The sequence below is a fragment of the Cellulosimicrobium sp. TH-20 genome, assembly GCF_002105775.1.
Classification (GTDB): Bacteria; Actinomycetota; Actinomycetes; order Actinomycetales; family Cellulomonadaceae; genus Cellulosimicrobium; species Cellulosimicrobium funkei.
In genome coordinates this window covers 1,586,761-1,599,414 of the sequence record NZ_CP020857.1, presented here as the reverse complement: position 1 = coordinate 1,599,414, position 12,654 = coordinate 1,586,761, and the positions used below count along the sequence as shown (strand labels likewise).

Annotated in this window: 11 protein-coding genes and 1 rRNA gene; 4 read left to right on the top strand and 8 right to left on the bottom strand. The window is 72.9% G+C overall.

The window, feature by feature from the left end; translation table 11 throughout:
- Positions 1–463: 463 nt before the first annotated feature.
- A 16S ribosomal RNA gene (locus B8281_RS07155) occupies positions 464–1,985 on the bottom strand.
- Positions 1,986–2,523: 538 nt separating this feature from the next.
- The gene (locus tag B8281_RS07150) at positions 2,524–3,537 is read right to left on the bottom strand and encodes a YafY family protein (protein ID WP_085387351.1); all 1,014 of its coding nucleotides are present in this window, start codon (positions 3,535–3,537) and stop codon (positions 2,524–2,526) included.
- Between the two features lie 94 nt (positions 3,538–3,631).
- Here B8281_RS07150 and B8281_RS07145 point away from each other — a divergent pair, with 94 nt between their 5' ends.
- Both B8281_RS07145 and B8281_RS07140 read left to right on the top strand, forming a co-directional pair.
- Complete coding sequence (locus B8281_RS07145; RefSeq protein WP_085387350.1) at positions 3,632–4,729, top strand: ATP-binding cassette domain-containing protein; 1,098 nt, start codon at positions 3,632–3,634, stop codon at positions 4,727–4,729.
- Entirely contained in the window at positions 4,726–5,577 is an 852-nt protein-coding gene (locus B8281_RS07140) for an ABC transporter permease (RefSeq protein WP_085387349.1), read from the top strand. The genes B8281_RS07145 and B8281_RS07140 overlap by 4 nt, the downstream gene beginning before the upstream one ends.
- Positions 5,578–5,729: 152 nt before the next feature.
- Here the strand turns inward: B8281_RS07140 and B8281_RS07135 are convergent, their stop codons facing one another.
- Together B8281_RS07135 and B8281_RS07130 are read right to left on the bottom strand one after the other, a co-directional pair.
- Positions 5,730–7,184, bottom strand: a complete 1,455-nt coding sequence (locus B8281_RS07135; RefSeq protein ID WP_157446602.1) for a hypothetical protein — start codon at positions 7,182–7,184, stop codon at positions 5,730–5,732.
- A 149-nt stretch (positions 7,185–7,333) separates the two neighbouring features.
- Positions 7,334–7,654 (bottom strand): MTH1187 family thiamine-binding protein, encoded by a 321-nt coding sequence (locus tag B8281_RS07130; protein WP_021483491.1) that lies wholly within the window; start codon positions 7,652–7,654, stop codon positions 7,334–7,336.
- Between the two features lie 85 nt (positions 7,655–7,739).
- On the opposite strand from B8281_RS07130, the gene cofD reads away from it, so the two are divergent.
- Both cofD and B8281_RS07120 read left to right on the top strand, forming a co-directional pair.
- Complete coding sequence (gene cofD, locus B8281_RS07125) at positions 7,740–8,687, top strand: 2-phospho-L-lactate transferase (RefSeq protein WP_232322704.1); 948 nt, start codon at positions 7,740–7,742, stop codon at positions 8,685–8,687.
- Positions 8,680–9,543 (top strand): 2-phospho-L-lactate guanylyltransferase, encoded by an 864-nt coding sequence (locus B8281_RS07120; protein ID WP_232322703.1) that lies wholly within the window; start codon positions 8,680–8,682, stop codon positions 9,541–9,543. The genes cofD and B8281_RS07120 overlap by 8 nt, the downstream gene beginning before the upstream one ends.
- Positions 9,544–9,563: 20 nt before the next feature.
- Here the strand turns inward: B8281_RS07120 and B8281_RS07115 are convergent, their stop codons facing one another.
- Genes B8281_RS07115 through B8281_RS07100 form a run of 4 tightly spaced genes read right to left on the bottom strand, consistent with a single transcriptional unit; the run spans position 9,564 to position 12,577 of the window.
- Entirely contained in the window at positions 9,564–10,316 is a 753-nt protein-coding gene (locus tag B8281_RS07115) for a hypothetical protein (RefSeq protein WP_085387345.1), read from the bottom strand.
- Complete coding sequence (locus B8281_RS07110; protein ID WP_085387344.1) at positions 10,313–10,930, bottom strand: nitroreductase family protein; 618 nt, start codon at positions 10,928–10,930, stop codon at positions 10,313–10,315. Before B8281_RS07110 ends, B8281_RS07115 begins: the two co-directional genes overlap by 4 nt.
- A 40-nt stretch (positions 10,931–10,970) precedes the next feature.
- Positions 10,971–11,534 carry an N-acetyltransferase gene (locus tag B8281_RS07105; RefSeq protein WP_085387343.1) on the bottom strand — a complete coding sequence of 188 codons (564 nt, stop codon included), beginning with the start codon at positions 11,532–11,534 and terminating at the stop codon, positions 10,971–10,973.
- Between the two features lie 59 nt (positions 11,535–11,593).
- The gene (locus B8281_RS07100) at positions 11,594–12,577 is read right to left on the bottom strand and encodes an aldo/keto reductase (protein ID WP_085387342.1); all 984 of its coding nucleotides are present in this window, start codon (positions 12,575–12,577) and stop codon (positions 11,594–11,596) included.
- Between the last annotated feature and the right edge of the window lie 77 nt (positions 12,578–12,654).

Below are 12,654 nucleotides of genomic sequence, written 5' to 3'. Positions count from 1 at the left end.
AACAAAACTGCAGAGAACCAAGAACCACACCCCCGAAAGGGTGCGTCTTGATCTTTACAAAGATGCTCGCGTCCACTGTGCAGTTCTCAAACAACCAACGACCCCGACCCCACCAGACCCGCCTACCCCACCCACACCCTCATACAAGAGCGCAGACGAAGCGGTTCGTGGTCCAAGGACCGGCCCGTACCAGGCACCCCACCAACCGGTGGCCGGTGACCTGAGGACCCAACAGTGTGCTCGACAAGCCCCCCAGTCTCACCCGTGATGTTCCACCACCACCCACACGCACCCCGAAGAGGCACGAGCGAGCCGGCAGGTACTGACACCAGCAAGACCAAGAAGCTCTTTCGTCAATGTTCCACCCATGAGCAACCACCCACCACACGGACGGCGATGGCGTGGCACCTGAACCACCCACCCACCAGCAAACACCAGCGGACGAGGGTTGGTAGCTCCTTAGAAAGGAGGTGATCCAGCCGCACCTTCCGGTACGGCTACCTTGTTACGACTTAGTCCCAATCGCCAGTCCCACCTTCGACCACTCCCCCCGCGAACGGTTGGGCCATGGGCTTCGGGTGTTACCGACTTTCGTGACTTGACGGGCGGTGTGTACAAGGCCCGGGAACGTATTCACCGCAGCGTTGCTGATCTGCGATTACTAGCGACTCCGACTTCATGGGGTCGAGTTGCAGACCCCAATCCGAACTGAGACCGGCTTTTTGGGATTCGCTCCACCTTACGGTATCGCAGCCCTTTGTACCGGCCATTGTAGCATGCGTGAAGCCCAAGACATAAGGGGCATGATGATTTGACGTCATCCCCACCTTCCTCCGAGTTGACCCCGGCAGTCTCCCATGAGTCCCCGGCATAACCCGCTGGCAACATGGGACGAGGGTTGCGCTCGTTGCGGGACTTAACCCAACATCTCACGACACGAGCTGACGACAACCATGCACCACCTGTGCACGAGTGTCCAAAGAGACCACCATCTCTGGTGGCTTCTCGTGCATGTCAAGCCTTGGTAAGGTTCTTCGCGTTGCATCGAATTAATCCGCATGCTCCGCCGCTTGTGCGGGCCCCCGTCAATTCCTTTGAGTTTTAGCCTTGCGGCCGTACTCCCCAGGCGGGGCACTTAATGCGTTTGCTGCGGCACGGAACTCGTGGAATGAGCCCCACACCTAGTGCCCAACGTTTACGGCATGGACTACCAGGGTATCTAATCCTGTTCGCTCCCCATGCTTTCGCTCCTCAGCGTCAGTTGCGGCCCAGAGACCTGCCTTCGCCATCGGTGTTCCTCCTGATATCTGCGCATTCCACCGCTACACCAGGAATTCCAGTCTCCCCTACCGCACTCTAGTCTGCCCGTACCCGATGCAAGCTCGAGGTTGAGCCTCGAGTTTTCACACCAGACGCGACAAACCGCCTACGAGCTCTTTACGCCCAATAATTCCGGACAACGCTTGCGCCCTACGTATTACCGCGGCTGCTGGCACGTAGTTAGCCGGCGCTTCTTCTGCAGGTACCGTCACTTGCGCTTCTTCCCTGCTGAAAGAGGTTTACAACCCGAAGGCCTTCATCCCTCACGCGGCGTCGCTGCATCAGGCTTTCGCCCATTGTGCAATATTCCCCACTGCTGCCTCCCGTAGGAGTCTGGGCCGTGTCTCAGTCCCAGTGTGGCCGGTCGCCCTCTCAGGCCGGCTACCCGTCGTCGCCTTGGTAGGCCATCACCCCACCAACAAGCTGATAGGCCGCGAGCCCATCCCTGACCGAAAAACTTTCCAACCACCCCCATGCGAAGGCGGCTCATATCCGGTATTAGCCCCGGTTTCCCGGAGTTATCCCGAAGTCAAGGGCAGGTTACTCACGTGTTACTCACCCGTTCGCCACTAATCCGCCCAGCAAGCTGGGCATCATCGTTCGACTTGCATGTGTTAAGCACGCCGCCAGCGTTCGTCCTGAGCCAGGATCAAACTCTCCGTAAATGAACAACGCCCACCACCAGGACAAAACCCAGCAGTGAACAATCCATACGAAGCAAACCCCAACAGGGTTCACAAAACTGGCATCAACACGAAAGATGACATCATCTTCCGAAATCAACCAAAGGAATCCCAGACACAACCAACCCAACCACCCGGACGGGCAACCAGGCCAGCCATGCCACAGGGACAAAAAATTTGGCATTGACTAACAAGCACACTGTTGAGTTCTCAAACAACCGACACACACCGCCTCCGACCTCGTTCCCGAGGCCCTTGCGCGGGGCGCTTCCTTCGTTCTGAATCCTACCAGACCCGGCCGTTCGTCCCGGACCGGTGAAAACCGGATTTCCGTTCAGAAATGTACCTGATCCAGACACCCTCACCGCACTCACGGGGCAGCACTGTGCTCCGAGAAATCTGGTGGGAGTTTCGCCCGGGGGACCAGCCACTTCGCATCTGCTCCGAAGAGCTGTGCCGTGGTGTCTGTTCCTCCCTGCCGGGCGACCTCGAGAACATTACGGGGTCGTGGGCCAGGAGGTCAACTCGCTCCCTCGTGACCCGGCTCACCCCTCGCCGCCGCTCGCGCGCGCTCCCCCAGCACGCGTACGGCGTCGCGCAGCTCGGGCGGCCCGACGACGTCGAACGGCACGTCGAACATCGCGCACCGGGCCGCGAGCCCGCCCCAGGACCAGGAGCCCGTCGTCAGGCGGCACCGCCCCTCCCCCGCCGGCTCGACGACCGCGTCCGCGCCTGCCCAGCGCGCCACCGTCGCGGCGTCCGCGTGGAGCTCGACGGTGCCGCGTACCGGGTAGCTGGTGGTGGCGAACCGCTCCGCAACGAACGTCGCGACGTCGGGCGCCGGCAGCGCGCGCGGCGCGAACCGTGCCCCCGTGCCCTCGCGCGGGACCATCCGGTCGACGCGGAACGTGCGCCAGTCCTCCCTGTCGAGGTCCCACGCGACGAGGTACCACCGGCCGCCCCACGTCGCGAGGTGATGGGGCTCCGCGCGCCGCGGGGCGCGGAACCCCGCGCCCTCCGGAGCCCCCGGCGCGCGCAGCACCTCGCCGGTGCCGCCGTCGTAGTCGAACCGGAGCACGCGTCGTTCGCTCGCCGCCGTCCCGACGGCGACGAGCACGTCGGGACGCACGGTGGGGAGCTCCTGCTCCCGGCGCCCCGGCACGGCGGTCACCTCCAGGGCGTCGATCCGCGTGCGCAGCCGCGCGGGCATCACCTGCCGGATGGTCGCGAGCGCCCGGGCCGCGGCGTCCTCGACCCCGGGCAGCGCGCCCGTGCGCAGGGCGACCGCGACGGCGACGGCCTGCTCGTCGTCGAACAGGAGCGGCGGCACGTCCGCCCCGGCGTCGAGCCGGTATCCGCCGTCGGGGCCCTTGGTCGCACGCACCGGGTAGCCCAGCGTGCGCAGCCGGTCGACGTCGCGCCGCACGGTGCGCGGGCTGACCTCCAGGCGCTCCGCGAGCGTGGCCCCCGGCCAGTCGCGGCGCGCCTGGAGCAGCGAGAGCAACCGCAGCAGTCGTCCTGAGGTCTCGAGCATGGCTCCAGCGTCGCACGAGGTAGAGGACCGGACCTGTCCGCTACCCGGAGCAGAGTCGTTCCCGACGCACGCACCGCACCCCAGGAGGAGCACCGTGATCCGGACCAGAGGACTGACCAAGGACTTCGCCGTCGGGCGGGACGAGAGCCGCACCGTGCACGCCGTGCGGGGCATCGACCTCGACGTCGCGCCGGGCGAGCTCGTCGCCGTCCTCGGCCCCAACGGGGCCGGCAAGACGACAACCCTGCGCATGCTCACCACGCTGACCCGGCCGACGTCGGGCACCGCCACCGTCGCGGGACGCGACGTCGTCGCCGAGCCCGACGCCGTCCGCCACCGCATTGGGTACGTCGGGCAGGGCAACGGGGCCGGGCACGCGCAGCGGGCCGTCGACGAGCTCGCGAGCCAGGGCCGCATCCACGGCCTGGACCGCCGGACCGCCCGGCGACGCGCCGACGAGCTGCTCGACTCCCTCGAGCTCACGGCGCACGGCACCCGCAAGGTGTCCGACCTCTCCGGCGGGCAGCGCCGTCGGCTCGACGTCGCCATGGGTCTCGTGCACGCGCCGTCGCTCCTCTTCCTCGACGAGCCGTCCACGGGTCTCGACCCGCACAACCGCGCGAACCTGTGGGAGCACGTCCTGCGCATGCGCGACGACGCCCGCGCGACGACGGGCGAGCCCATGACGATCGTCCTCACGACGCACTACCTCGACGAGGCCGACACCATGGCCGAGCGGGTCGTCGTCGTCGACCACGGGCGCGTCATCGCCGACGACACGGCCGCGAACCTCAAGGCCGAGCTCGCCGGGGACCGCGTCCTCGTGACGCTCGCGCCGTCGGGCGGTCGCGCGCACGACGACGCCGCCCACCTCACCGCGCTGGCCCGCCGCGTCGAGGGCTTCCGCGAGGTGGCCCGGACGCCCGAGGGCGCGGGCGCCGTCGGGCCCGACACCGGGCCGGATGCCCGGCCCGGTGGTGCACCCGCGCTCGAGGTCCGCGCCGAGCGGGGCGACGCCTACCTGCCCCGGCTGCTGCGCGCGGCGGACGCCGCCGGTATCGCCGTCGACACCGCCCAGGTGCGCCGGCCCACGCTCGACGACGTCTTCCTCGCCCTCACCGGGCGCAGCCTGCGCGAGGCGGGCGCCACCACGGGCGCCGACGCCCACCCCACCGAGAGGACCGCAGCATGAGCACCGTCACCACGAACCCGACCACGCCGCGCACGGCACCGAGCCGCGCGCACGCCCCGCGCCGCGGCCTCACCGCCTTCGCGCGCGACACCGGCATCGTGCTCGTGCGCGAGCTGCGGCCCGTGCTGCACGACCCGTTCTCCGTGCTCTTCGGGCTCGTCCAGCCGATCGTCTTCCTCGCGCTGTTCGGACCGCTCCTCGTCGGGTCGCTCGGCGGCACGACGACCGGGCAGGAGGTCCTGGGCGGCAACGTCTGGCAGTGGTTCGTGCCGTCGATCCTCGTCATGACGACGCTGTTCGGGACATCCACGACGGGCGCGAACCTCCTCGTCGAGCTGCAGACGGGGGCGCACGAGCGGATGCTCGTCGCGCCGCTGTCGCGCGCGTCGCTCCTCGTCGGGCGCGCGCTCAAGGAGATGGTCCCGATCGTCGCGCAGTCCGTCGTCGTGGTGCTCGTCATGCTGCCGTTCGGCTTCGAGCTGCACCCCGCCGGCGCCGTCGTGGGGCTGGTGCTGCTCGCCGTCTTCGGCGTGGGGATCGGCTCCCTCAGCTACGCGCTCGCGCTCGCCGTCCGCAAGCAGGACTGGATGTTCTGGGTCGTGCAGCAGACGCTCGTCTTTCCGCTCATGATCCTGTCCGGCATGCTGCTGCCGCTCGAGACCGGACCCCGCTGGATGCAGGTCGCGTCCGACGTCAACCCGCTGCGCTACGTGGTCGACGCCGAGCGGGCGCTCTTCGCGGGCGACCTCACGGCGTCCGCCGTCGCGTGGGGGTGGGTCGCCGCCGTCGTGACGGCCGCCGTCGGGCTCGCCGTCGGGATCCGGACCATGGTGCGGACGACCGACTGAGCACGGGAGCGCTTCGGCCCGGGCCTCCAGCCCCGGGGCACCCGGCGGACGACGTCGTCGCCGGGTGCGAGATGCGAGAAGTGGCCCCTGCGGCGAGTCCGCCAGGGGCCACTTCTCCCGTCTCACGCCGGGAGCGGTCCCGGCCGGCGGGCTCAGGCGGTGTGCTCGCGGAAGGCGTCGGTGAGGGTGGGGCCGTCGTCGGTGCCCAGGCGCCAGACGCTCCAGCCGTCGGCGGTGTGGGTGCCGGAGACCGCGACCGCGGCGAGGTCCGGGTGGCGGAACCGGGCGCCGTCGGACAGCTCGATGAAGCCGTCGGGCTGGAGCACCGCCTCGAAGCGCTGCCCGCGCCGGGGCCGCGACCACACGAGCTGGCGCGGGGCGCCGAACGCGCGGGCGAGCGCGACGAGGTCCGGGTCGTCCTCGGGGCCGAGCGGCAGGTCGGCCGCGGGCGGGGACGGCACCGGCGCGACGTCGCGGCTCGGCGACGGGAGGTCGGGCCCCGTGCCGAGGTCGACGGGCGGGTGGTACGACAGCGGGTCGTACGGGCGCTCCTGCGCCGGGCTGCGCTGGTCGCCGTACTCGTGCGTGAGGTACGACTCGCGCGTCCGGATCGACTCCCGGGTGCGGATCGACTCGCGCGTGAGGATCGAGGTGCGCGGGGCCGGTGCCTCGTCGGCGCTCTCGACCGGGCGGCGGTCGGCCCAGGCCGTCGGCGCGGGCTCGGGCGCCGTGCGCGCGGTGAGCGGGTCGTCCAGGGGGACGAAGTCGAGCACGGGCGGCTCGGCGCGGCGCGGCTCGCCCGTCGCGGTGAGCGGGGCGAGCTGGCCCGTCTCGTCGGCCGACGACGGCGCGACGCCGTAGGTGGTGCGGGGCTCCAGCTCGGCGGCCCGGCGGCGTTCCGCCCGGGACCTCGCGGCCTGACGCGTCACCACGGGAAACTTGCCGGTCAGGGCTCGGCCCACGGCGACGCCGTCCGCGAAGTCGGAACCGGGGGCGACGGCACGGCCCCGCGGGGGCTCGGGTACCGCGGGTGGCGCGGGGTTGTCGCGCGTCATCGCGAGCGGGGACACGTCGACGAAGCGGCGGCCGTCGGCCCCGTGGACCACGCCGAGGCGCAGCACCGCGACCGGCGAGCCGGGCTGGCGCAGGAAGTCGAGCGCGTCCTGGATGCCGGGCGCGGCGCTCGAGCAGATGACGACGAGGCGCGCGCCCGTGGCGCGCGCGGTCGCCTGCGAGCGCGTGAGGGGCACGTTGTCGTAGAACGCGGCGACGTCCTGCTGGAAGCGCGACGCGCCGCCCGTGTAGCGCGCGGCGAGCTCGGCGCGCGTGAGGCGACCGGCACGGCCCGCGTGGCTGAGCGCCGCGGTCAGGGCCTCCTCGGTGAGCTCGGCCGTGACCTCGATGACGACCGGGAGCCCCGCCGCGTCGAGCGCGAGGAGGTGCGGCTCGTCGTCGGACGTGCCCTGCGCGACCGGGAAGATCTGCTCGCCCAGCAGTCCTTCGAGGTTGCCGTCCACCACCCGCTGCGCGTCCGTCCCGAATGCTCCTGCCTGCTGGGGCGGCTGGACCAGTACGGGACGCTCGGCGTCCACCTCGAAGAGGGGCATCGGGGGTTCTCCTGCAGCAGCGGAAACGCGACCTGGGCGGGGGCGTATGCGCCATAGCCTACGGGGGCGGGTCAAGTCCCTCGAAGCGGGCGAACCGGTGTGCAAGGGCCGTCCGGCCCCGGTCTCCGGCCCGCGCGTCACCCGCCCGGTCAGGCGTGCCCGGTGTCCTCCGACTCGGCCGCGAGCCGCTCCTCGACGCGCTCGACCTTGCCCGTGAGCTCGCCCGTGCGACCCGGGCGGATGTCGGCCTTGAGGACCAGCGACACGCGGTGACCGCCTGCGCCGACGGCCTCGGTCGCACGCTGGATCACGGGCATGACGACGTCCCAGTCACCCTCGATCTCGGTGAACATCGACGTGGTGCGGTTCGGCAGGCCCGACTCGCGGACGATGCGGACGGCCTCGGCGACGGAGTCCGCGACGGACTCGCCGGCACCGAGCGGGGCGACGGAGAAGGCGAAGACGGCCATGGGTCCATCGTGGCACGGCGCCGCGCCACGGGCCGGGGCACCGGGACTCCCCGAGGGGACCGAGCTCCGACGTAGGCTCGTCGTCGTGACAGCAGAACACCGCACCGACCGCGTCACCGTGCTCGCGGGCGGGGTCGGCGGGGCCCGCCTCGCGCACGGCCTGGACCTCGCGGGGACGGACCTCACGGTCGTCGTCAACGTCGCGGACGACGTCGAGCTGCACGGGCTGTGGATCTCGCCCGACCTCGACACCGTCACGTACACGCTCGCCGGGCTCGCGGACGAGGAGCGCGGCTGGGGCGTCGTCGGGGAGACGTACGCGGCCCTGGAGGCGATGGGCCGGCTCGGCGAGGACACGTGGTTCACGCTCGGCGACCGCGACCTCGCGACGCACGTCGTGCGGACGGCCCGGCTGCGCGCGGGCGCGCCGCTGTCCGACGTCACCGCGCAGCTCACGTCCGCGCTCGGCGTCCGGGCGCGCGTGCTGCCCGTCTCCGACGACCGCGTCGCGACGCTCGTCGACACGCCCGCCGGGCGCCTGGGGTTCCAGGAGTACTTCGTGGGCCGTAGGCACGCGGACGACGTGCTCGGTCTCGCCTACGACGGCATCGACGCCGCGCGCCCGGCGCCCGGCGTGCTCGACGCGGTGACCGGCGCCGACGTCGTCGTGGTCGCGCCGTCGAACCCGTTCCTGTCGGTGGAGCCGGTGCTGGGCGTCGCGGGCGTGCGGGAGGCGCTCGTCGGGACGTCGGCGCGGCGCGTCGCGGTGAGCCCGATCGTGGGCGGTCGCGCGCTCAAGGGCCCGGCGGCGCAGATCCTTACGACCCTCGGGCACGAGGTCTCCGCGCTCGGCGTCGCGCGCCTCTACGCGGGGCTGGTCGACCTCATGGTCATCGACGACCACGACGCGCACCTCGCGGACGCCGTCCGCGCGCTCGGGATGGACGTCGTCGTGACGGACACGGTCATGGGCGGCGCCGCGGGCCGCGAGCGCCTGGCACGCACGCTCCTGTCGGGCCCCGCACGTGGCTGAGCCGCCCGACGCCGGCGCCCGCCCGGGTGCGGATGCCCGCCCGGGGCGCGTGGTCGCCGTCGTGCCGCTGCGCGACGGCTCGTCGGGGAAGTCGCGCCTCGCGCACGTGCTCGACCCCGCGTCGCGCAGCAGGCTGATCGGCGTGCTCGCGCGGCACGTCGTGGGCACGCTGCTCGCGAGCGAGGACGTGGAGCGCGTGGTCGTCGTGACGTCGGACCCGCGGTTCACGTGGCGGGCGCTGCGGGACGTCGTGGTGGACGGCGCCGCCGCGGCGACGGACGACGGCGAGGGTCTGCCCCTCCTCACCGCCGACGCCGACCGGCTGCGCATCGTGCTCCAGCCCGCGGACCGGCCCGGTCTGGACGCGGCGGTGGAGCTGGGCCGGGAGCTCGCGGCGGAGGACGCGGCGGCCCGGGGCCCGGTGCGGCTCCTCGTGGCGCACGCCGACCTCCCGGCGCTCACGACCGCGGACGTCGCGGCGCTGCTCGCCGAGGACGCCCCGGTCGTCGTCGCGACGGACCGGGTCGGGGCGGGCACGAACCTGCTCGTCCTCGACTACCCGGCCACCGCGCCGTCGAGCACGACCCTGCTGTCGGGAAGCGGCGCAGAACGCCAGGAACCTCGTGCTCGGCCCGACGGCGGTTCCGGCGGCGAGGGGTTCCGTTTTCAGTTCGGGACGGGCAGCCGCGCGGCGCACGTCGCGGAGGCCGAGCGGCTCGGGCTGCGGGCCGTCGTCGTGCAGCGGCCCGGGACCGCCGTGGACCTGGACACGCTGGACGACTGGGGCGAGCTGCCCCCGCCCGTGCGGGGCGCCGTCGGGCTGCACGTCCCGGCGCTGCGCGACCACGACGCCTGACCCGGCACCCGCCCGCCCCGCTACGACGGCCAGGTACCGAGCTCCTCGGCGGGCGCCGCGAGGCCGGCCCGCACGTCGGCGAGGAGGCGCTGCCACGCGCCCTCGTCGAGCGGCCCGGCGCAGTCCAGCGCGAGGACCACGGACTGCGTCGACGCGTCGCCCTCGAACGTCGGCACGCGCACGACGCGCGCCGCCCCGCGCACCCGCACCTCGCCGCGTGGGGTCGTCACCGTCCAGTCCTGGGCCGCGGCGTTCACCCCCTGGCGGGTCACGCCGTCGGCGAGGAGGGGCAGCAGGACGTCGCGGGGAGCCGTGAGGTCGCCGCCGTCCGCGGCGACCGTCTCCGCGAGGAGGGCGGCGGACGCGTCGCGCGGGCCCGCCGTCGGTGCCGCCGGGTCCGCCGTGGCACGTGACGACAGCACGCACGCGCCGCTCGCGCCGACGACCTGCCACCCGGACCGCGCGACGAGCGGTGTCGCGCCGGCCGCGCCGCCGAGGCTCGTGACCTCGGGGGGAGCGGCCGCGGCCGTGGCCGCCTCCCCCGGCTCGGCGGAGGTGCCCGCCGTCGGCTCGTCGGAGCCACCCGGAGGCCGCCCCGGGTCGCCCGAGGCGGTCGGGTCGTCGGCCGGGACCTCGGCGGGCGGCCGGTCCGTCCGCGTCGCGGACGCCGCGCCCGTCGGGTCCTCGGGCGTCGCGCTCCCCGTGCACGCTCCCGCGCCGAGGACGGCGAGCGCGAGCCCGACGGCGAGCGCCCCCGCCCGCGAGCGCGTCACGACCGGCCTCCCCAGCGGCCGCGGTGCACGACGTCGTCGAGCGGCTTGCGCGCGCGACGGCGCGGCGAGCCCGTGGCCGCCCGGTCGGCGGGGTGCCCGACGGCGACGACCCCCGTCGGCGCGTACGCGTCGGGGATGCCGAACGCCGCGCGCAGGCGCCCGACCTCGCCCGGCGCGACGCCGAAGAAGCACGCGCCGAGCCTTTCGTCGACGGCGGTCTGGAGCATGAGCAGCGCCGCCATCCCGGCGTCGACGTGCCAGTACGGCACGGCCCAGCGGTTCTCGTCGCGGTCCGCCCAGCCCTTGTCGTCCTCGGCGTACCGGTCGAGGTAGACGTCCTTCGACGTGAGGACCACGACGAGCACGGGCGCGGTGCGCATCCCGGCGAGCCACGTGCTCATGCTCCGCTCGGGCTGCTCGGGCGAGGTCGCGGACCAGAAGCGCGCGACGTCGTCGGGCTCCGTGAGCACGAGGAACGACCACCCCTGAGCGAACCCCGCGCTCGGCGCGCGGACGGCGTTGCGCACCAGGCGGTCGACGGCGTGCGGGTCGACCGGCTCGTCGGTGAACCGGCGCACCATGCGCCGGCGTCGGACGACGTCCTGGAACTCCACGCGGCCCCCTCGGCACGGTCCGGGATCAGGTCCCCGCACCCTATCCGGCGACGCGCCGCGTCATCCGCAGCTCGAGGAGGCGGGGGTCGCTCGGGAGGGGCTGGGTCTCGCCGGTCGGCGCGAAGCCTGCGCGCTCGTAGAGGCGGAGCGCGGGAGCGTTGGTCGCGGTGACCCAGAGCGCGAGCGTGCGCGCGCCGAGCCCGGCCGCGAGGTCGTCGGCGCGCGCCAGGAGCGACGCCGCCACACCGCTCCCCCGCGCGCCGGGCTCGACCCACACGGACACGAGCTCGGCCACGGTCGGGTCGTCGGGCGAGGGAACGACGGCCGCGACCCCGACCACGGGACCGGGCGACCGGCCGCTCCCGGGCGGGGCGCCGTCGTCGGACTTGCCGCGGTCGCCAGGCGGGCCGCCGTCGAACGTCGTCCGCGCCAGGAGCGTGCCCCCCTGCGCCGCGCGCTCTCGCCACACGTCGTCGGGGAAAGCGACCTCGCGCGCGAGGGTCGAGCCGAACGCGGACGGCGCGTCCGCGAGCGCCCGCAGGCGGACGTCCCGCAGGTCGCGCCAGTCGTCCGGCCGGGTGCGCTCGACGAGCGTGGTGGGCATCGGCCCATCGTGGCAGCCCGGCCCGACGTCGGTGCGCCGGACCGGGCCGCTCGCGCGGCTCAGGCCGCGTCGAGGCGTGCGCGCAGCTCGGGGTCGAGCTCGAGGTCGGCCGCGCCGAGGAGGTCGTCGAGCTGCTCGACCGTGCTGGGCCCGACGACCGGGATCACCGCGTGCTCGCCCCCGAGGAGCCACGCGAGCGCGACCTGGTTCGGCGTCGCGCCGAGCTCGCCCGCGACCTCGTGCAGGAGGCGGATCCGCTCGCGCGTGGTCGGGTGGTCGAACCCGTCCCAGAGCGGCTTGTCCCGGCGCACGTACGCGCCCTGGAGGATCGGCGAGTAGGCGGTGACGGCGAGCGGCGGGCGGCCCTCGACGCCCGTGGACGCCGCGTAGTCGAGCAGCTCGTACGACGCCCAGTTGTGCCGTCCCGGCTCGGGCGTCGGGTAGGCGTAGGTGTAGTTCTGCTGGACGAGCCCGTAGGGCGCGACGCCCTGGCGCAGCGCCTCCTCGCGCGCCTCGACGACGCGCCACAGCGCGACGTTCGAGATGCCCGTGATGCCGACGACGCCCTCCGCCTGGAGCTTGCCGAACGCGCCGACGGTCTCGGCGAGCGGCGTCCCGTGGTCGTCGACGTGCCCGTACAGGACGTCCAGGTGGTCGACGCCGAGGTGGCGCAGGCCCTCGTGCGCCTCGTCCGCGACGACGTCGGCGCCGAGCCCCTGGAAGTTCGTCGGCTCGACGTTCTGCAGCGGCAGGGCCGGGTCCTTCTTGGCCGCGCCCAGCTTCGTCGCGATCCGGACCTCGTCGCGGGCGCCGCGGCTCGCGAGCCAGCGGCCGAGCAGGTCCTCGCTGTCGCGGCCGTGGCCACCGGCCCAGAAGCTGTAGTTGTTCGCGGTGTCGAGGAACGTGCCGCCCGCCTCGCGGTAGCGGTCGAGGATCGCGAACGACGTGTCCTCGTCGACGAGCGTGCCCATGTTCATCGTGCCGAGGCACAGGGTCGACACCTCGAAGGAGGTGCGCCCGTCGCCGATGGTGCGGTACCGCATGGTGGTCTCCCTGGGTCTGTCGGTGGTCCGAGCGGTCCGTGGTGGACCCGTGGTCTCGGTGACGTGCTCCACGCTAG

What these genes read in the sequence shown, in the direction of transcription:
- B8281_RS07150 (WP_085387351.1), bottom strand. Translation starts at nt 3,537, where the DNA reads ATGCTCGAGACCTCAGGACGACTGCTGCGGTTGCTCTCGCTGCTCCAG.
- B8281_RS07135 (WP_157446602.1), bottom strand. Translation starts at nt 7,184, where the DNA reads ATGCCCCTCTTCGAGGTGGACGCCGAGCGTCCCGTACTGGTCCAGCCG.
- B8281_RS07100 (WP_085387342.1), bottom strand. Translation starts at nt 12,577, where the DNA reads ATGCGGTACCGCACCATCGGCGACGGGCGCACCTCCTTCGAGGTGTCG.
- B8281_RS07130 (WP_021483491.1), bottom strand. Translation starts at nt 7,654, where the DNA reads ATGGCCGTCTTCGCCTTCTCCGTCGCCCCGCTCGGTGCCGGCGAGTCC.
- B8281_RS07105 (WP_085387343.1), bottom strand. Translation starts at nt 11,534, where the DNA reads ATGCCCACCACGCTCGTCGAGCGCACCCGGCCGGACGACTGGCGCGAC.
- B8281_RS07140 (WP_085387349.1), top strand. Translation starts at nt 4,726, where the DNA reads ATGAGCACCGTCACCACGAACCCGACCACGCCGCGCACGGCACCGAGC.